This is a genomic window from Ruminococcus sp. AF17-12 (genome assembly GCF_003479245.1).
Taxonomy (GTDB): domain Bacteria; phylum Bacillota; class Clostridia; order Lachnospirales; family Lachnospiraceae; genus Blautia_A; species Blautia_A fusiformis.
In genome coordinates, this window is sequence record NZ_QUGY01000025.1 from 1 (window position 1) to 18,872 (window position 18,872).

Sequence of the window (18,872 nt, forward strand, 5' to 3'; positions counted from 1 at the left end):
AGTACCGTAAGGTGTTTGCCAATGCAGTAGTGGGAGAAGCAAGAATCCCCCTGCTTTAGTTGAGGGGAGTGTCAAGCCATTGTAGAAACTGCCGAATTTCACCGAAAGCCCCGATTCGGTGAAAAATATCATAGCAGGAATATTTTTTGTAATGTATACTATATTTGTTAGGGAATCCAGATATACCACAAAGCAGAAAGGAAAAAAGCGTATGAGAAGAAATTGGAAAAAAGCTTTATGTGGCATTTTGACAGGTTTTATGATTGCAACGGCGGCACCAGCTGCGGTTCCGGAGTTGATCAGTGCGACAGAAGTACAGGCGGCGATAAACGTAGCAACGCCGGCTATGTCTTCTATTAAGATCTCCGGCAGGAATAAGATTATTTTCAGCTGGAAACAGGTAAAAGGAGTTGCCGGATACCGGGTATACCGCAAGACCGGAAACAGCGGATGGAAAGCAGTAAAAACCCTCACAGGAAGCAAAAATGTTACGTTTACCGATACAAAAGTAAGTACCGGAGTAAGCTATACTTACACAGTGAGAGCTTACCGGAAATCCGGAAAAAATACGATCTGGAGTAGATATAATGAAAAAGGTCTGACAGCAATCGCAGGTCTGAATTATCTCACCCTGAATAAGACCAGCCTGACACTGGCATCGAAAAAAACTTATACACTGAAGATCAAAGGCACCAGTCTGAAACCGTCATGGAAGAGCAGCAACACAAATGTTGTCAAGATAACTTCTGTCGGAAAGATCACCGCGGTAAAAACAGGAACAGCGGTTATCACAGCGACTCTTGGTGGCAGAAAATTCACCTGCAAGGTTACTGTAAAGAATCCGACCTCGGCTAATACCAGATTGACGCAGAATTATAGCAAATTGAAAAAATACATCAGTCAGAAAGGCAAATATACTGAAGACGGAAATCAGTTTATAAATGTCAAAGTAGATAAAGAAAGTACTCTGATGATCGGTTATCTGAAGAAAGAAGATAAGATAGATATTGGGATGATGCTCTCTATGCCTTCAGATGGAATCCTTGCCGGACTGGATATTATCGGAAACTGTGTGAAATCTGATACGGTCAGTGTGAAGTCCGCCCTGTCTACAAATGAAGTCTTTCTGCTGGTGACTTCTTCTACAAAAGCATCTGCTTATAAAGGTCAGAATCTGACTTTCTTGTATACAAACGGAAAAAAAGCGATGACAGATCTGCAGGATTCTTCCAATATTATGATGAAAGCGACAATGAAAGTAGCAAATGATTATCTGAAAAAGAATTTAAATCTGACAATGAAAGATCTGGGATTCACTGCTTATAAATAACAGTAACATCCTATGATGATGCCGTTAATAAAATTCGGTTGACAAATTAGTATAGAAAGCATAAGATGATAGTAGCTAAGAAATGTGATGAAATTCAAACATTGGCAAAAACGAAAACCCCGGAAGTCTCGCACACTTCCGGGGTTTTCTATGCCGTTATGTAAGGGGGCTTAAGCCTTTCAGGCTGTTACTGCCTGTCGTTTCTGTCCAGCCATTTGCGAATATAGTAGCTAACTATATCCGCCGTAACAGAAACAAAAAATGTGATGATTAATTCGCACACTGGACTTCACCTCCTTTCTGCTGGAGGGTTGGCAGCAATTATAGTGTACTATAGTTTAGAACAAATTGGAACTATTGTGAGAAAATTTAATGCTCTTGACATTGATCATAATTCGCCTTATACTAAACCATGTAAATAACAGGGGAGCTTGTGATGGCAGGCTGAGAGGAAGTCTTCAACTTCGACCCTTATACCTGATTTGGATAATGCCAACGTAGGAACGTATAAGATGAATTTACGGGAGATACTTTGGTGTATCTCCTTTTTTATTGGATGCGGATGTTTTTATCCGATTGAATACGTAAGATCAGGATTTACAGGGAAGGGATCAAGAGCGAATGCTTTTAACCCCGGTATCGACAATTGAATATTGGGAAATTTGAGAGTGAACTGAGTTCATGAAGGGGTGCACCACCGCGGGTGTATTTCTTTGTGAACTCTTTTTTATTGACGAATAGCTTTTGAAGTTTCCGGAAAGGAGAGATCATGATCACAGTAAATGGTGAAAGCAGAACATTGGAAAAGCCGGTGACAGTAACAGAATATCTGGAAGCATGTAACTATGTTCCGGTGCAGGTTGTAGTAGAGCTGAATGAAGAGATCATTAAGAGAGACACTTACGATACAACAGTACTGAAAGATGGCGATGTTGTGGAGATTCTGCAGTTTATGGGCGGCGGAAGCTGCTGATGTCGCTATAGAGATAAAATTAGGTATATATACCACGGCAGTAACTGACAGATAAGTTACTGAAAAAATGCAAATGAAGAATGATCTGGCAGAAGAAGGCGCTGGTTATAAATCGGTGGAAATATTTTCTGCAAACAGACATAAAGAAAGGTGGACATAAAAAATGACAACAGCAAACACAAATGAAGACAAACTGATCCTGGGAGGCCATGAGTTTACTTCCCGTTTTATCCTTGGTTCCGGAAAATTTTCTCTGGAGCTTGTAAAAGCATGTATTGAAAAAGCAGGAACTCAGATCGTAACACTTGCCCTGCGCCGTGCAAATGAGGGTGGGCTTGCCAATATTCTTGACTATGTGCCGAAGGATGTTACTCTTCTTCCGAATACATCAGGAGCCAGAAATGCAGAGGAAGCAGTCCGTATCGCAAGACTTTCCCGCGAGCTTGGTTGTGGAGATTTTGTAAAGATCGAAGTTATCCATGACTCCAAATATCTTCTTCCGGATAATTACGAGACCATCAAGGCAACAGAGATCCTTGCAAAAGAGGGCTTTGTAGTTATGCCATACATGTATCCAGATCTGAATGCAGCCAGAGATCTGGTGAATGCAGGAGCTGCCTGTGTAATGCCACTTGGCTCTCCAATCGGTTCCAACAAAGGAATCTGTACAAAAGAATTCATCCAGATCCTTATCGACGAGATCGACCTTCCGATCATCGTGGACGCAGGAATCGGCCGCCCGTCACAGGCATGTGAGGCTATGGAAATGGGTGCTGCAGCAGTTATGGCAAATACAGCTATCGCAACTGCAGGAGACGTCCGTGTTATGGCGGAAGCCTTTAAGAAAGCTATTGAGGCAGGAAGAAGTGCATATCTTTCCGGTATGGGAAGAACTCTGGAGAGAGGTGCAAGTGCATCCTCACCACTGACCGGATTTCTTCATGAGTAAAATTGATAAATGAATGATTGAACGCAGAACACTAAGCGGGGGACAGGCACTGCCTGTGTAGTGAAACACAGGTATTGTCTGGTTTCAATCGAAATTAAGTTTACAGATATGCAGCAGTGAGGACCAGAGTATTGCTGCAATATATGAGAGGAGCGACATAAGAGTAATGGCAGAGACAGTACAGGCCAGTCAGCAGGACGGCCATTTTAATGAAAGTATCGTAAATGAAGAAATTCTGGAAGATATGAAAAAGAACCGTATCGATCACATGAAGTACCTTCCGGATATGGAACAGCTGGAAGAATCTGATGTAATGGATCAGGTTATTTCCGCAATGAACGCATATGATTATGATAAGTACACAGAAGCGGATGTACGGAGAGCGCTTGCTCATGACAACCGTACACCGGAGGATTTTAAAGCACTGCTTTCACCGGCAGCGCTGCCTCTTCTGGAAGAAATCGCACAGGCTGCACGGATCGAAACAAGGAAACATTTCGGAAACAGCATCTGTATGTTCACACCGATCTACATTGCAAACTACTGTGAGAATTACTGCATCTACTGTGGATTTAACTGCCACAATAAGATCCGCCGTGCACAGCTGAACGAAGAAGAGATCGAGAAGGAAATGGCAGCGATCGCCGAGACTGGTCTGCAGGAGATCCTGATCCTTACCGGCGAGAGCAAAACCAAATCCAATGTGGAGTACATCGGAAAAGCCTGTGAGATCGCGCGAAAATATTTCAAGGTGATCGGCCTTGAGGTGTATCCGATGAATTCTGATGAGTACGCATATCTTCACAAATGCGGCGCAGATTATGTGACAGTTTTCCAGGAAACCTATAATTCTGATAAATACGAAACTCTGCATCTGGCAGGTCACAAGAGGATTTTCCCATACAGGTTAAATACACAGGAGCGTGCGTTAAAAGGCGGCATGCGAGGTGTTGGTTTTGCGGCACTTCTGGGACTAGATGATTTCCGCAAGGATGCTTTTGCAACGGGATATCACGCATATCTTCTGCAGAGAAAATATCCACACGCAGAGATCGCTTTTTCCTGCCCGAGACTTCGTCCGATCATCAACAACGACAGGATCAATCCGAAGGATGTACACGAACCGCAGCTTTTGCAGGTAGTCTGTGCATATCGTCTGTTTATGCCGTTTGCAAGTATTACTGTATCCACCAGAGAGTGTGAGCGTGTCCGTGACAATCTGGTAAATATCGCAGCAACCAAGATCTCTGCAGGTGTCAGCACAGGAATCGGAAGCCATGTGGATGATATCGAAGATAAAGGCGACGATCAGTTTGAGATTTCCGACGGAAGGTCTGTGGACGAAGTTTTCAACGCCCTGAAAGACCACGGCCTGCAGCCGGTGATGAATGATTATATTTATCTGTGAGATGAAGGCGGCGAAAGAGGATCACACAGACTACCGAGGATAACTTCTGTGGAATATGTGGAAAACCATTCGCCCGAAAGAGCGATTTTTCAGGGTGAGTGTGGATAACTGTTTCGGAAGAATGAATGCAGAAAGATTTTTGGCAAACAGAGGACAGTGCTGGAAGAATTTGTCGTCAGAACAAGAGTAATTTTTCAGTCCGGGTCTGATAAAATGGATATAACCCGGTTTATCTTAAAGAGAAAAATGCAGATGAGGTTTTTGTCAGAATGAAAGAAAAGCAGTTGCATGGAGAAGAACTGACCAAAGAAGATCTCAAACGTGCTGTCAAAGATGAAGCTTACCGCAAAAAACTCCTGGAAGAGCTGAATTCACAAGGTTGATTGCGTTTTCACAAAATCTTTCAACGGTGATGAAGAATATGCAAAAAAGAGTGCGAAATCTATGGATAACAGCTAAAAATCAAACATAAAAACCTGTAAAATCCGCCCAAATATCCCTGATTTCGAAAACTACTGAAAACGGTTTCCAATCTAATAGTTTTCATAGGTACTTACTCATGTTTATAATAGCCCCAACAACAAAACACGAGGCAAAACACAGGAGGTAAGTATTATGAAAAGAAGCTGCAGAACAGTGAAAAAACAGAGTCTGCAGCTTCTTTTATGTAAATATGATGTGCCTTTTGCGACTGGAAAATCTGTACCTGATATATAGCAGCTGTCAACATCACATGCAGCTACGGATTTTCCGGTCTGCAAAATAACGGCAGAGGGGGCAATGTGAATCACAAGGGATCAGGCATGGCTTCCTTCGGTCAGGGAACAGCCGTCCATTATACGGATCCCGTTTATGACATCCAGATAAGTGTCATACATTTCCTTCCATTCATCAGAGGCGTCCTTGGAGTACTGGCTGATGGTGGACAGAAGATCGTATTTTTTGCCGTCGACGGTTTCGATACGGCCGAGATAGCCCTGCCATACACTGTCCAGAGGCTGGTCTTCGCCATCGTAATATCTGGCTTCCAGAGTCAGTACAGGAACATCCTCATTGTAATAAGTCAGTTTATATCCACCATTTTCGGTTTCGGTTGTTTCATAATGGCAGAGATATTTCCAGCGCTCCGGAGTGAGGACCTGGAAGTAATCCGTCATGGCCATATCCACACGCTCTGCGTAAACGAAATCTATGGATTTGATCAGCTCTGTGGCTTCCTTTTCGGCGGCCTTATCATAGGTGTCTGACGGAGTCAGGACAAAAAGTCCGAAGGTATAATCGTCAGTCTGGCATACAAGAGCATCTACATTTTTTTCTTCTTCGTTGACTTCGGTTAAGTATTGATATTTCGTGGCAGGATAAGATTCAAAGGTAAGATCCTTTTTGGTGATGATCTCACCCTTTACCGGATAGTATTCTGCCAGAAAACCCTTCAGGGAAGAATCCTCCAGAGAGGAATTCGGTACTTTTAAAACAAAGGCAGTGCTTTTTCCGCCATTTACGGAACGCTGCTCGAAATAACCTTCTTTTTCGGGCATGGATTCTCTGATCGTATCATCGGCAGGGAATCCAACCCGCATATGAAGCTCGCCGCGCTTTTCCGATTCGGAGGAATCTTCCGTGTTTGTATCGGAAGAGGAATTTGGGTATGAAGAATCGGAATCCTGCGAGGAGGAGTTTCCACTGGTATCGGAGGATTCTTCTGAAGAATCTCCGGAGGAGGAATCAGTTTCAGAATCGGAATATTCCTGAAGATTGCCGTAGTCATCAATATAATATTTATCTCTGGAGCCAATATATGTGGTTCCGGTGGCATCTTCCAGCCACACACTGCCGTCCTCATAATAATAATGAGGCTCAAAATAACCGTCCTGTTCGGTCCAGCCGGCATCGTTGCCTTCCATCAGTTCACCGGAATCCGGGTCAGGGGCATAATTACCTTCCCCGATATATTCATCCTCGGAACCATTGCGGTACCAGTAATCTCCGTTTTCATCCTGCCAGATGTACTGACCGTCATCGGTTGGAGGGTCAGAAGCGAGGACCGGGACTGCAGATATAGAAAGAGCGATCGCGCCTGTTAAAAGAACTAAGATTTTTTTATGCATAGGCACCTCCTGATAAATTGCGCAGCAGTTAGCTGCTTACTATTCTTTGATCATAAATTTTTACAAATAAAAAAGATCTGTCTGTTAAGTACATTGTAACAGACAGATCCCGATATCCGGAAATGTGAAGAAAAAGAGACATTTACGGAAAGCTGCGTACAGGTCTGGAAATATGCTATCCGATCGTGAAAAGACCGGCTTACCGGCAGGTAAAAAGATATCCCTTCCCATAAACCGAGACAATGTCATACTCATCGGTATCTTCGGCACCGATCTTGGTCCGGAGGTTAAAGATATGCCGCCGTACCGTGCTGGTATCTGTTCCTGCACAGCTGCCCCATACCGCTTCGTAGAGCTCCTTTGCAGAAAAAATCTTCTCCTGGTTTTCTGCAAGGAGACGTAGCAGAGAGAATTCGGTCCGGGTAAGGCCTGTGTCGGCATTATTGAGATATGCATGGCCGTCCGAAAGATCCAGCCGCAGGCTGCCGATGGTGATCTGACGGGAGGACTGAAATTTTTCTTTTATTTTTTCTTCCATTCGTTTCTGGCGTTCCAGAAGCATCTGGATCACGGCCAGAAATTCATCGAAATTATAAGGTTTGGTGAGATAATAGTCGCCTCCCTGCTGAAGTCCTTCTACCCGATCCCGGATATCACTTTTTCCGGTGAGAAAAAGAACCGGATTTATGGTCTTTTCGCGGAAGCGGCGGCAGATATCCAGACCGTTTCCGTCCGGAAGCATAATGTCCAGGATAAGAAGATCCGGCAGCTGTTTTTCAAGCTGATGACAGGCTTCGGCGGCTGTCTGTGCAGTGTGGACATCGTAGCCACGGCGCCGCAGCATACGGCAGTTGGTATTCAGCACCTGTTCTTCATCCTCGACCATAAGGATAAGTGATTTCTTTTCATTCATTTATGATTCCTCCTCCGGAAGTGAGAAGAACACCTGAGTCCCCTCGCCTTCTTTACTTTTCAGCCATATTTTGCCGCCATGGGCAGTGATGATCTGATGACAGACATAGAGGCCTATGCCGTGCCGCCAGTAATCCTTATCAGCGGAAACATAACCCTTGAGTGCGTTTTTTCGCATTTCTTCTGACATGCCGGTTCCGGTGTCGGAGACGCAGATGGTCTGCCAGCCCGGTTCGCCGGTAAGCGAAATGGTGATGGTTCCGTTTTGGGTGTGACGCTCTGCATTGGAGATCAGATTGGTGACAACTTGGATCAGCCGTTCCGGATCAGCAGAGATTTCCGGGAGTCCGGATTGTGTTGTAAGGACCAGCTGATTGTTCTTTGAGCTTGGATGACTGCAGTAGTCTTTTTTTACAGAATACAAAAGACCGGACAGATCTGATGGGATAAGGGAAAGGGCAAGCCGTCCCTGCTCAATGGAAACCGTATCCATCAGATCCAGCACGATCCGGTCGATCCGCATTACCGACTGTTCAATGGTGCGGAGATTTTCCTGCATAAGAGAGAAATCCAGAGGCTCTTCCTCAAGGAGCTCGGAGGTGTCCCGCGCGTGGAGGGAAATGGAACTCAGAGGATTTTTAATCTCATGGGCAACGGTGGTCAGGAAGGTGGACTTGGCATTATCAAGGGAGCGCAGTCGCAGATTCTGTTCCTCCAGAAGGAGCTGCTGCTGGTTATATTCCTTCAGATGAAAATAGAGAACACTGCCGCAGACAATACTTACAGAGACAAACGCCAGAAGGATATCTGCCAGCCGGTCTGCTTCCGTGGCAAAAGGAGTTACAGTGTCCGGGAAATGGTATGCAACCAGACACAGTCCCATATAAAGGAGGATCTCCAGCAGGGAAACGATCAGAGCGCGTCTTTTTTCCAGCATCAGCACGGTAAAAATAATAGCAAACACAAAGAATGCCGGCATGCCGCCACGATAACCGCCGCTGGTAAAAAACATCACCGGAAAAACGATCAGAAAGATCACGACAATGGTAATCAGGTAGCAGCGCTGATATTTTCCACTGTAATAGGAATAAAGAAAAAGCCCTCCGGAGATTGCAACCAGCGCAAAATTGATCAGTACATTTCCCCAGGAACCGGTCCCGAGACTGAGAAAGGCCATGATCAGGCTGATCACAGTACCTCCCAAGGCGAGGATGTTGAACAGCCGGACGCGGAAATCAAGGGTGGGACTGAATAAAGAGTGAAAAATATTCCGGAGCTTCGGGTTTATATTGATAGGGATCACCTCCTGTTCTTTATGTAGGTTTGTATGCCTGCGGGCATCTTTCTTTTGGTGCTGTAATTATCGCAACTGTTATAATTGTATCATGCTGTCGTATAGTTGTGTACACAAAAAAATACATTTAATCCCGTTTTCCTATTGACATACTATGAATAGTAGGTTAATATAAGTGTCAACAAAAGAAAGGGAAGAGGCTATGAACGAATACGGCTTTAATACAGGACTGCTCCACGGCACCAACGAGAAATATCCGCAGGGAGCAACACAGGTTCCAATCTATCAGAGCAGCGCATTCCGACATGACAGCGCGGAAGACCTGGAGAAAATTTTTGACAATAAAAAAATGGGCTTCTCCTATACAAGGATCAACAATCCTACGGTAGAGTCCTTTGAGAAGAGAGTGACCATGCTGGAGGATGGGATCGGCAGTGTGGCCTGTGCTTCCGGAATGGCAGCGCTGACCAATGCGTTTCTGAACATTCTTCAGGCGGGAGACGAGATTGTGGCAGCCTGCGGACTGTATGGCGGAACCGTGGAACTGTTCGATGATCTGAAGCCTTTCGGGATTTCCGTAAAATATGTGAAAGAGAATAAGCCGGAAGCTTTTGAGGCAGAGATCACAGAGAAGACGCGACTTGTTTTTGCGGAGACCATTGGCAACCCCAAGCTAGATGTTACCGATATCCAGGCAGTTGCGGAAGTGGCACATAAGCATGACGTACCGCTGATCGTAGACAACACGGTGGCAACCCCGTATCTGATCCAGCCACTGAAGCTTGGAGCTGACATTGTGGTTCATTCCTCTTCCAAATATATCAATGGAAGCAGCGATGCCATCAGCGGTATTCTTGTCTGTGGTAAGGGTCTGAAATGGGACCCTTACCGATATCCGGGACTTGCTCCATACCGGAAATTCGGACCATTTGCATACATCGCCAAGCTTAGAAACGGACTTTTCCGGAACACTGGCGCGTGTCTTGCTCCGCAGAATGCTTTCCTTAATAACCTGGGACTGGAGACCCTGGGACTTCGAATGCAGAGACAGTGTGACAATGCACTGGAGCTTGCGAGATTTTTACAGGGCCTGGGTGGTGACATTGAAGTAAATTATCCTGGACTGGAAAAAAGCCCTTATCACGAAATTGCGGAAAAGCAGTTCAGGAATGGCTACGGAGCTATCGTAACCGTAAGAACCGGAAGCAAGGAGAAGGCTTTTTCCATTATTAATTCATTGAAGATCCCACTGATCATCTCCAATATCGGAGATACGAAGACCCTGGTGATCCATCCGGAATCCACCATCGCGGCACACATCTCCGACGAAGAGAAGCTGCAGTCCGGAGTATTCGAGGATCTGATCCGTATCAGTGTGGGAATTGAAGATATTGAAGATTTAAAAGAAGATTTCAAACAAGCGATAGAAAATAACCGATAAAATCTAAGAGCTGCACCAGCAGAGAAATGGAGAGTTCGTTATGGCAAAAGTAGATTACGCTACATTAAAAAAAGGTGGTTTCATGAGACAGAAGCAGAAAAATAATTTTTCTCTTCGTCTTGCTTGTGTAGGCGGTACACTTACCGCAGAAAACCTTAAAAAGATCGCAGAGGTAGCTGAGAAATACGGTGACGGATATGTACATCTTACTTCCAGACAGGGAGTTGAGATCCCGTTCATTAAATTAGATGATATTGATGATGTAAAGGATGATCTTGCAAAAGGCGGATGCAAGCCTGGTGTCTGCGGACCGAGAGTCCGTACAGTTACAGCCTGCCAGGGCAACGCTGTCTGTCCAAGCGGAAATATCAACAGCTATGACATTGCAGTGAAATTAAATGAAAGATATTTCGGAAGAGAGCTTCCTCATAAATTCAAATTCGGTGTTACCGGATGCCAGAACAACTGTCTGAAGGCAGAGGAGAATGATGTAGGGATCAAGGGAGCGGCTGAGGTCAGCTGGAAAGAGGATGCATGTATCCACTGTGGTGTATGTGAAAAGGCCTGCAGAGAAAACGCCATCTCCTTTGAGGATGACAAGCTGGTGATCGATACAGAGAAATGTAACTACTGCGGCAGATGTGCAAAATCCTGTCCGGTGGATGCATGGGATGTAAACGAAGCATATATCGTTTCCTTTGGCGGAACGTTTGGAAATCACATCAGCAAGGGACAGGAATTTCTTCCGCTGATCACCTCTGAGGAGCAGCTTTTCAGAGTGACCGATGCAGCGATCCAGTTCTTTGATGATCATGCAAATCCGGGAGAGCGTTTTAAATTTACCATCGACCGGGTAGGCGCTGAAAAACTTCAGGAAGTTTTGAAAGGAGCATACAATGACTGATATTAAGATTGATGATACCGTAGATATTACCGATGTGGTCTGCCCGGTAACCTTTGTAAAAGCAAAGGTAGCACTTGAGGAGCTGGATGACGGACAGATCCTGGCGATCAAAATGAACGATGGCGAGCCGGTACAGAATGTGCCGAGAAGCGTGAAGGAAGAAGGACATCAGATCCTGAAGCTCGAAGACAACGAAGACGGAACTTATACACTGATCGTAAGAAAAGTTGAAGAATAGGAGAACAGAGAAATGACAATCACAGTTGCAGGAAATAAAAAAGAGTACGAAGACGGACTGAAGCTTACAGAGCTTATTGAGAAAGAGGATATTGAAAGTCCTGAGTATGTAACCGTAACTATCAACGATGAATTCATCAGCAAGGCAGACGTTCCGGAAACAGAGGTAAAGGACGGCGACGTTGTTGAGTTCCTGTACTACATGGGAGGAGGCGCAAGATAATGGCTTTTACAAATGAGCAGCTTGAGCGGTACTCCCGCCATATCATCCTGAAAGAGGTTGGAGTAAAAGGTCAGAAAAAGCTTCTGAATGCCAAGGTTCTGATCATCGGAGCCGGCGGACTTGGAGCACCGGCAGCTCTTTACCTTGCAGCAGCAGGTGTGGGAACCATCGGGATCGCGGATGCAGATGAGGTAGATCTTTCCAATCTTCAGAGACAGGTCATCCACACAACTGCAGATGTTGGCAAACTGAAAGTAGAGTCTGCGGCTGAGACCATGAGAGCCATCAACCCGGACGTTACTGTAAATACATATCATACCTTTGTAGATTCCAGCAACATCATGGATCTGATCAAAGATTACGATTTCATTCTTGACGGAACAGACAACTTTCCTGCAAAATTCCTGATCAACGATGCCTGTGTAATGGCTGAGAAACCGTTTTCACATGCAGGAATCATCCGTTTCCAGGGACAGCTGATGACTTACGTTCCGGGACAGGGCCCATGCTACAGATGTGCGTTCCAGAGCCCGCCGCCAAAGGATGCCGTACCGACCTGTAAGCAGGCTGGCGTGATCGGAGCCATGGGCGGAGTGATCGGAAGCCTTCAGGCAATGGAAGCGATCAAGTACATCATCGGACAGGGTGATCTTCTTACAGGAAGACTTCTTACCTACGATGCGCTGAAGATGACATTCCGTACCGTGAAGCTTCCGAAGAATCATCATTGCCCGGTATGCGGCGATGATCCGACGATCACAGAACTGATCGATTATGAGCAGGCTGTGTGTGAACTGAAGCATTAATAAACACTGATCACAGAAACGAAAAGGTGTCTGCTGGTGCAGATACTGTAAATAAGTATAGAAACCCATTGGAGGCTGCGAAGAAATGCTGAAATTAAAAAAAGAAGATTACGAGAAAATATTAGACCACTGCAGAAAAGGACTTCCCAATGAGTCCTGCGGCCTTCTGGGCGGGACCATTGAGGACGATGTAAAAACCATAGAGAAGGTGTATCTGCTGACAAATATCGATGAAAGCAACGAACACTTTTCCATGGACCCGAAGGAACAGCTGAGCGCGATCAAGGATATCCGTCAGAACGGATATCAGATGATCGGAAACTTTCATTCTCATCCGGAGTCTCCGTCAAGGCCTTCCGAAGAAGATAAACGACTTGCATTTGACCCGAACATCGAATATCTGATCCTCTCCCTTATGGATGCAGAAAATCCGGTGTTGAAGGCCTTTGGTGTAGATAAAGAGAAAAATGTAACTGTACATGAGCTTCAGATAACAGAGTGATGAGTATGAAAAACAGATTAAACACAAAGGAAATTACAACAGATGTGCTGATCATAGGTGGAGGTACCGCAGGCTGCTATGCGGCGCTGGTTCTCTCAGAACAGAAAGCCGGCAGGGTACTGATCGCAGAAAAAGCAAATATCAGACGAAGCGGCTGTCTGGCAGCAGGTGTTAATGCAATCAATGCCTACATTGTAAAAGGCCGCAAGCCGCAGGATTATGTAGATTATGCAACAAAGGATGCCGCCGGGATCGTAAGGCAGGACCTTCTTCTTACAGCAGCGGAGAATTTCAACGAAGTTACTGCAAAGATGGAAAAGCTTGGGCTTGTGATCCTGAAGGATGAAAATGGTGATTATGTAGCCAGAGGAAACCGTAACATCAAGATCAACGGTGAAAATTTTAAACCACTTCTTGCTGATGCAGTTCATAAAGCTGAGAACGTAGACGTTCTGAATTATGTAAATATCACAGACCTTCTTGTAAAAGACGGACAGGTTTACGGAGCGGTTGGTTTCTCTATTATGGAAGAAACCGCATACATTATCCGGGCAAAGGCAGTTCTTGCTGCAACAGGCGGAGCGGCCGGACTTTATAAGCCGAACAATCCGGGATTTTCCAGACATAAGATGTGGTATCCGCCGTTTAACACAGGTGCCGGATATGCAATGGGAATCCTGGCAGGTGCGGAGATGACGTCCTTTGAGATGCGTTTTATAGCACTTCGCTGCAAGGATACCATTGCTCCTACGGGAACCATCGCACAGGGTGTCGGCGCAAAACAGATCAATGCAGCTGGCGAGATCTATGAGACAAAATACGGACTGACCACAAGCGAGAGAGTTTACGGAACAGTTCGGGAAAATCAGCTTGGCCACGGCCCGTGTTACCTGAAGACTACAGGGATCACGAAGGAACAGGATGAAGATCTTCTGAAGGCTTATCTCAACATGGCACCGAGCCAGACTCTGAAATGGATCGAAAGCGGAAAGAGCCCCAGCGAGCAGGATGTGGAGATCCAGGGAACAGAGCCGTATATCGTAGGCGGTCATACAGCCAGCGGCTACTGGGTAAATACAGGCCGTGAAACCACGGTAAAGGGGCTATATGCAGCCGGTGATGTTGCAGGCGGATGTCCGCAGAAATATGTAACAGGAGCTCTTGCAGAAGGAAAGCTTGCAGCATTGGATATGGTGAAACAGTTTAAGGCCGGAACTCTGAAGGAAGCAGATGTTCAGACTGAGACAGAGATCAAGGTTCAGGAAGGGGAAATTCTTTCTCAGTACGAAAAGTTCCGAAATGAAGACGCACCGGCATTTTCCGTGGAAGAGCTGGAAGAAGCTATGCAGAAAGTCATGGATGAATATGCGGGAGGAATTGCTTCTAATTATCAGTTTAATGAGAAGCAGCTTGCTCTTGCAGATGAAAAAATCCTTCAGCTTCAGGCTCTTGCCGAAAAAACAGCGGCAGCAGATATGCATGAGCTGATGTTTGCATACGAACTTCGTGAGCGTCTCATTGTGTGCCGTTCACTGATCGCTCATCTGAAAAACCGCAAAGAGACCAGATGGCATTCTTTTAACGAAAATCTGGATCATCCAGAAACAGATGAGAAATTTTATAAATATGTAAATTCGAAACTGGAAAACGGCGAGATCAGGATGATTTTTCGCGACATTGTAAAGGAGGACACATATGAGCATACGAATTGATCAGAAAAAATGTGTTGGCTGCAGAAAATGCAGTGAAGTATGTCCGGGAACCCTGATCGTCATGGAAGGCAAAAAAGCCGTGATGAAATATCCGAAAAACTGCTGGGGCTGCGTTTCCTGTGTAAAGGAATGTAAAGCCGGTGCCATCGACTTTTTCCTTGGTGCGGATATCGGTGGGAACGGAAGTATCATGAATGTAAAAAGCGAAGGAGATATCCTTCATTGGATCATTACAAAAACGGACGGTTCTACATCCGTGATCGATGTGGATCGACGGAATTCGAATAAATATTAGACCAGAAGATAAGTGCTGCCGGTTCTGGCGGCCGGAACAGGAGGATGAGATCAGATATGAGTGGATTATCACATTTGGATGAGCTGGAAGCAGAGGCAATTTATATCATCCGTGAAGTTGCAGCAGAGTGCGAGAAGCCGGTAATGCTTTATTCTATAGGAAAAGACAGTTCTGTAATGCTTCATCTTGCAATGAAGGCTTTTTATCCGGAGAAACCGCCATTTCCGTTTCTTCACGTAAATACAACATGGAAATTTAAAGAGATGATCGAGTTTCGTGACAAAACCGCGAAGGATCTGGGAATCGAAATGCTTGAGTACATTAATCAGGATGGTTTGAAGCAGGGTATCAATCCTTTTGACAGCGGTTCCGCATACACAGATATCATGAAAACGCAAGCACTGAAGCAGGCTCTTAAGAAATATGGTTTCACAGCTGCTTTTGGCGGCGGTCGTCGTGACGAGGAGAAAAGCCGTGCAAAAGAGCGTATCTTCTCCTTCCGTAATGCAGAGCAGGCCTGGGATCCGAAGAACCAGCGTCCGGAGATGTGGAAGCTTTATAATACGGAGATCAATAAGGGCGAAAGCATCCGTGTTTTCCCGATTTCCAACTGGACTGAGACTGATATCTGGCAGTACATTAAGAGAGAAAATATCCCGATCGTTCCGCTGTATTTTGCAAAAGAGCGTCCGGTTGTATACAGAGATGGCAACATTATCATGGTGGATGACGACAGAATGCGTCTGAACTCGGGTGAGGAGCCGCAGATGAAAAAGGTCCGTTTCCGTACTCTCGGATGCTATCCTCTGACAGGCGGTATCGAGTCTGATGCGGAGACACTGGACGAGATCATTGACGAGACCTTAAGCTCTGTGGAATCTGAGAGAACCACACGTGTTATTGATTCCGACGGCGGAGCTGCAAGTATGGAAAAAAGAAAGAGAGAGGGGTACTTCTAGGATGAGCGGATTACTGAAATTTATCACTTGCGGAAGTGTAGATGATGGAAAGTCTACACTGATCGGCCATATTCTTTATGATTCCAAGCTTTTATATGCAGACCAGGAAAAAGCCCTTCTTCTGGACAGCAAGGTGGGTTCCAGAGGTGGTGCCATTGATTATTCTCTTCTTCTGGATGGTCTGATGGCTGAGCGTGAGCAGGGTATCACCATTGATGTTGCATACCGTTATTTTACAACGGATAAGAGAAGTTTTATTGTTGCAGATACTCCTGGTCATGAGGAGTATACAAGAAACATGGCAGTTGGCGCTTCTTTTGCCCAGCTTTCCATTATTCTTGTGGACGCAAAACAGGGTGTTCTGGTGCAGACAAGACGTCATGCGCGTATCTGCGCTCTGATGGGTATCCATCATTTTGTATTTGCTGTTAATAAGATGGATCTTGTTGGTTACAGTGAGAGCCGTTTTAACGAGATCGTGAAGGATATCAATGAGCTTTCTGAGACTCTGGGTCTTCAGGATGTTGTGATCATTCCTGTCAGTGCTACAGAGGGTGATAACGTAACGAAGAAGTCTCCGAATATGCCGTGGTATACGGGCAAAGCTCTTCTGGATCATCTTGAGACTGTGGATGTTTCCGAGGCTGAGAATGTCAGCGAGTTTTATCTGCCTGTTCAGCGTGTTTCCCGTCCAAACCATGAATTTCGCGGTTTCCAGGGCCAGATCGAGAGTGGCCGGGTTCATGTAGGCGATATCATCACAACGCTCCCAAGCAACGAGACAGCGGCTGTTAAGACGATCCTGGTGGGCAGTGACGATCGTGAAGAGGCTGTTGCCGGTCAGGCTGTTACGATTCAGCTGGATAAAGAAGTGGATGTCAGCCGTGGTTGTGTTCTTACCAATAATAATGAGATTCCGGTTGCAAAGGGCTTTGAGGCTACGCTTCTATGGATGGATGATTCCAGGCTTGAAGTGGGCAAGGAGTATCTTGTGAAGCTTGGTACCAAGAAGATCGCAGGTGTGGTTAAGAGTATTGAGTTTAAGACGGATGTAAATACCGGGGAGCATCTGCATGCGGATACGATTGAGAAGAATGAGATCGCTCTTTGCAAAATCGGTCTTTCTGATAAGGTTGTGCTGGATGAGTTTAAGAGGAATAAGACTCTTGGTGAGCTGATCCTGATCGACCGTGTGAGTCATATGACTTCTGCATGTGGTGTTGTGGAATCGGTTGATACTGAGGGGGAGAAGCCTTATTTCCAGAAGGATGATGTGAAGGTTGGCGGTTATGTTTTTGAGGAGTTTTATTTTAACCTTGAGAATGCGCTGCTTTCCAAGGCGGATAAAGAGGTTAAGACTTATCATGTAGGGGATGTGGTGCCTGTTGAGGGTGACAGCTTTGAGTATCCGGGCTATTTTGATATTGTTTCTCTGGAGGATAGCGCGGCTGTTCTGATCCGTGATAAGAGGGTGCAGGATATTATTCCGCTGGATGAGTATGTGTTTATGGGGCTTCCTGTTGTGGATGAGAGAGGTTTTGCCCTGGAGATCCGCAGTAATGATGATTATCAGATGTTTTTGAGGGAGTTTGAGGCTGCTGATAATAAGTCGGAGTTTCATAATAAGTGGTTTAAGTTTGAGACTTACAGGAGGATTGTCTGCACGGATAATTTCTGGATGATCTGATGTTGGGTTACTTATAGTTTCTATAGTTATGTGTGTAAGAGGCTGCATGTGCGGCCTCTTTTCTTTGGGTGTTGCGGGATTTCGTGGTTTGACGGACGCCGAGGAGCTGGCATATGGGCGGGACAGGCTTCGTCGGTGGAAACTACTAAGACTCTGAAAGGTGGCTAAAAGCGTTTTCCAAAAGTCCGAACTCGCTGCGCTCAGACAGCGAACTTTTGAAAAACAACGCCACCTTCCAGAGCCTAAGTAGTTGTCACACCTCCTGCAGAGCGCCCCGCCCATATGCCAGCTCCTCGGCTGTGCACACAGGCCGGTTGCGGAAAGTGAACAGTTCGAGATAGTATTCAATGATGCATGGCAGTAGAGTGTCATATAGAAATTGTTCAGGAGGAATGTTGTATCTAAGAATCAGCTCGGCACAACGTTCCGGAATAATATCGGCTCAGACAGTAATCAGCTTGGCATAAGATTCCATAATAAAAGTCAGTCGCATTATATATCGAAGATGTAGCGCTTGTTCCGTGCCCAAGAGGGTGGGGGGCAGGGAAGCCCTCGGACTTCGGAACTCTGAGATGGACTTCCCCTGCGCTGTCCACACGGACAGCGTGTCGTGCGTAGCCACCTGTCTAAGGGGATAATATGATTGGTCAATCGCGCTAAGATAAAATTAATGTAAAAAAATGAAAAAAAGGTGTTGACAAAACTTATATCTTTCGGATATAATTAACCATGCGTTTCGGATGAAAACACAGAAGAAATGCACTCCAATTTAATAAGAAATTATAAGTTCGGAGTCTGGAGAAGTACTCAAGAGGCCGAAGAGGTGCCCCTGCTAAGGGTATAGGTCGCTAACGCGGCGCGAGGGTTCAAATCCCTCCTTCTCCGTTGTTTTTTTGGAAAAAATAAATTTTTCAAAAAAATGAAAAAACTTGTTGACAAACGCTTGCGGATGTGATAAAGTAAACAAGCTGTCAGCGAGACAGAGATTCATCAAAAAAGAGTTTGAAAAAAGTTGAAAAAAAGTACTTGACAAACGATTTGAGATGAGATAAAATAAATGAGCTGTCTGGGAAACAGACGCAACAAACCTTGATAACTAAACAGTGAAACACATACGATTCTCGAAAATTTC

17 protein-coding genes, 1 tRNA gene and 1 riboswitch are annotated in these 18,872 nt (G+C 45.3%); of the genes, 15 read left to right on the forward strand and 3 right to left on the reverse strand.

The window, feature by feature from the left end:
• The first annotated feature begins 211 nt into the window (after nucleotides 1-211).
• From DWW77_RS17450 to thiH, 4 genes are all read left to right on the forward strand, one after another.
• Nucleotides 212-1,330 (forward strand): fibronectin type III domain-containing protein, encoded by a 1,119-nt coding sequence (locus tag DWW77_RS17450; protein ID WP_147419601.1) that lies wholly within the window; start codon nucleotides 212-214, stop codon nucleotides 1,328-1,330.
• 413 nt (nucleotides 1,331-1,743) lie between these two features.
• Nucleotides 1,744-1,851, forward strand: a riboswitch (TPP riboswitch).
• Nucleotides 1,852-2,099: 248 nt separating this feature from the next.
• A complete protein-coding gene (thiS, locus tag DWW77_RS17455) occupies nucleotides 2,100-2,303 on the forward strand; it encodes a sulfur carrier protein ThiS (RefSeq protein WP_015526603.1) in 204 nt (67 codons plus the stop codon).
• A gap of 163 nt (nucleotides 2,304-2,466) precedes the next feature.
• Nucleotides 2,467-3,252: a thiazole synthase gene (locus DWW77_RS17460; RefSeq protein ID WP_015526604.1), complete on the forward strand. Its 786-nt coding sequence runs from the start codon at nucleotides 2,467-2,469 to the stop codon at nucleotides 3,250-3,252.
• Nucleotides 3,253-3,496: 244 nt separating this feature from the next.
• Nucleotides 3,497-4,660: a 2-iminoacetate synthase ThiH gene (gene thiH, locus DWW77_RS17465; RefSeq protein WP_353611251.1), complete on the forward strand. Its 1,164-nt coding sequence runs from the start codon at nucleotides 3,497-3,499 to the stop codon at nucleotides 4,658-4,660.
• Nucleotides 4,661-5,457: 797 nt separating this feature from the next.
• Here the strand turns inward: thiH and DWW77_RS17470 are convergent.
• The 3 genes from DWW77_RS17470 to DWW77_RS17480 all read right to left on the reverse strand — a co-directional run bounded on the left by DWW77_RS17470 (nucleotide 5,458) and on the right by DWW77_RS17480 (nucleotide 8,872).
• Entirely contained in the window at nucleotides 5,458-6,768 is a 1,311-nt protein-coding gene (locus DWW77_RS17470; RefSeq protein WP_021650465.1) for a hypothetical protein, read from the reverse strand.
• Nucleotides 6,769-6,967: 199 nt separating this feature from the next.
• Nucleotides 6,968-7,681 carry a response regulator transcription factor gene (locus DWW77_RS17475; protein WP_118609234.1) on the reverse strand — a complete coding sequence of 238 codons (714 nt, stop codon included), beginning with the start codon at nucleotides 7,679-7,681 and terminating at the stop codon, nucleotides 6,968-6,970.
• Nucleotides 7,682-8,872 (reverse strand): sensor histidine kinase, encoded by a 1,191-nt coding sequence (locus DWW77_RS17480; protein ID WP_286188042.1) that lies wholly within the window; start codon nucleotides 8,870-8,872, stop codon nucleotides 7,682-7,684.
• 277 nt (nucleotides 8,873-9,149) lie between these two features.
• Here DWW77_RS17480 and DWW77_RS17485 point away from each other — a divergent pair, with 277 nt between their 5' ends.
• The 11 genes from DWW77_RS17485 (at nucleotide 9,150) to DWW77_RS17535 (ending at nucleotide 18,625) form a co-directional block, all read left to right on the forward strand.
• Complete coding sequence (locus DWW77_RS17485) at nucleotides 9,150-10,415, forward strand: O-acetylhomoserine aminocarboxypropyltransferase/cysteine synthase family protein (protein WP_330697429.1); 1,266 nt, start codon at nucleotides 9,150-9,152, stop codon at nucleotides 10,413-10,415.
• Nucleotides 10,416-10,455: 40 nt separating this feature from the next.
• Complete coding sequence (locus DWW77_RS17490; RefSeq protein ID WP_118609236.1) at nucleotides 10,456-11,319, forward strand: ferredoxin-like domain-containing protein; 864 nt, start codon at nucleotides 10,456-10,458, stop codon at nucleotides 11,317-11,319.
• Nucleotides 11,312-11,557 (forward strand): sulfurtransferase TusA family protein, encoded by a 246-nt coding sequence (locus tag DWW77_RS17495; RefSeq protein ID WP_118609237.1) that lies wholly within the window; start codon nucleotides 11,312-11,314, stop codon nucleotides 11,555-11,557. Before DWW77_RS17490 ends, DWW77_RS17495 begins: the two co-directional genes overlap by 8 nt.
• A 12-nt stretch (nucleotides 11,558-11,569) precedes the next feature.
• Nucleotides 11,570-11,779 carry a sulfur carrier protein ThiS gene (thiS, locus tag DWW77_RS17500; protein ID WP_021650460.1) on the forward strand — a complete coding sequence of 70 codons (210 nt, stop codon included), beginning with the start codon at nucleotides 11,570-11,572 and terminating at the stop codon, nucleotides 11,777-11,779.
• Nucleotides 11,779-12,585 (forward strand): thiazole biosynthesis adenylyltransferase ThiF, encoded by an 807-nt coding sequence (gene thiF, locus DWW77_RS17505; RefSeq protein ID WP_118609238.1) that lies wholly within the window; start codon nucleotides 11,779-11,781, stop codon nucleotides 12,583-12,585. Before thiS (DWW77_RS17500) ends, thiF begins: the two co-directional genes overlap by 1 nt.
• Nucleotides 12,586-12,670: 85 nt before the next feature.
• Nucleotides 12,671-13,087 (forward strand): M67 family metallopeptidase, encoded by a 417-nt coding sequence (locus DWW77_RS17510; RefSeq protein ID WP_059086473.1) that lies wholly within the window; start codon nucleotides 12,671-12,673, stop codon nucleotides 13,085-13,087.
• Between the two features lie 5 nt (nucleotides 13,088-13,092).
• The gene (locus DWW77_RS17515) at nucleotides 13,093-14,799 is read left to right on the forward strand and encodes an adenylyl-sulfate reductase subunit alpha (protein ID WP_118609239.1); all 1,707 of its coding nucleotides are present in this window, start codon (nucleotides 13,093-13,095) and stop codon (nucleotides 14,797-14,799) included.
• The gene (locus tag DWW77_RS17520) at nucleotides 14,783-15,094 is read left to right on the forward strand and encodes a 4Fe-4S dicluster domain-containing protein (protein WP_118609240.1); all 312 of its coding nucleotides are present in this window, start codon (nucleotides 14,783-14,785) and stop codon (nucleotides 15,092-15,094) included. Before DWW77_RS17515 ends, DWW77_RS17520 begins: the two co-directional genes overlap by 17 nt.
• Nucleotides 15,095-15,138: 44 nt before the next feature.
• The gene (gene cysD / locus DWW77_RS17525; RefSeq protein ID WP_330389500.1) at nucleotides 15,139-16,053 is read left to right on the forward strand and encodes a sulfate adenylyltransferase subunit CysD; all 915 of its coding nucleotides are present in this window, start codon (nucleotides 15,139-15,141) and stop codon (nucleotides 16,051-16,053) included.
• 1 nt (nucleotide 16,054) lies between these two features.
• A complete protein-coding gene (locus tag DWW77_RS17530) occupies nucleotides 16,055-17,740 on the forward strand; it encodes a sulfate adenylyltransferase subunit 1 (RefSeq protein WP_092073308.1) in 1,686 nt (561 codons plus the stop codon).
• 797 nt (nucleotides 17,741-18,537) lie between these two features.
• Nucleotides 18,538-18,625, forward strand: a tRNA-Ser gene (locus tag DWW77_RS17535).
• Nucleotides 18,626-18,872: the final 247 nt, after the last annotated feature.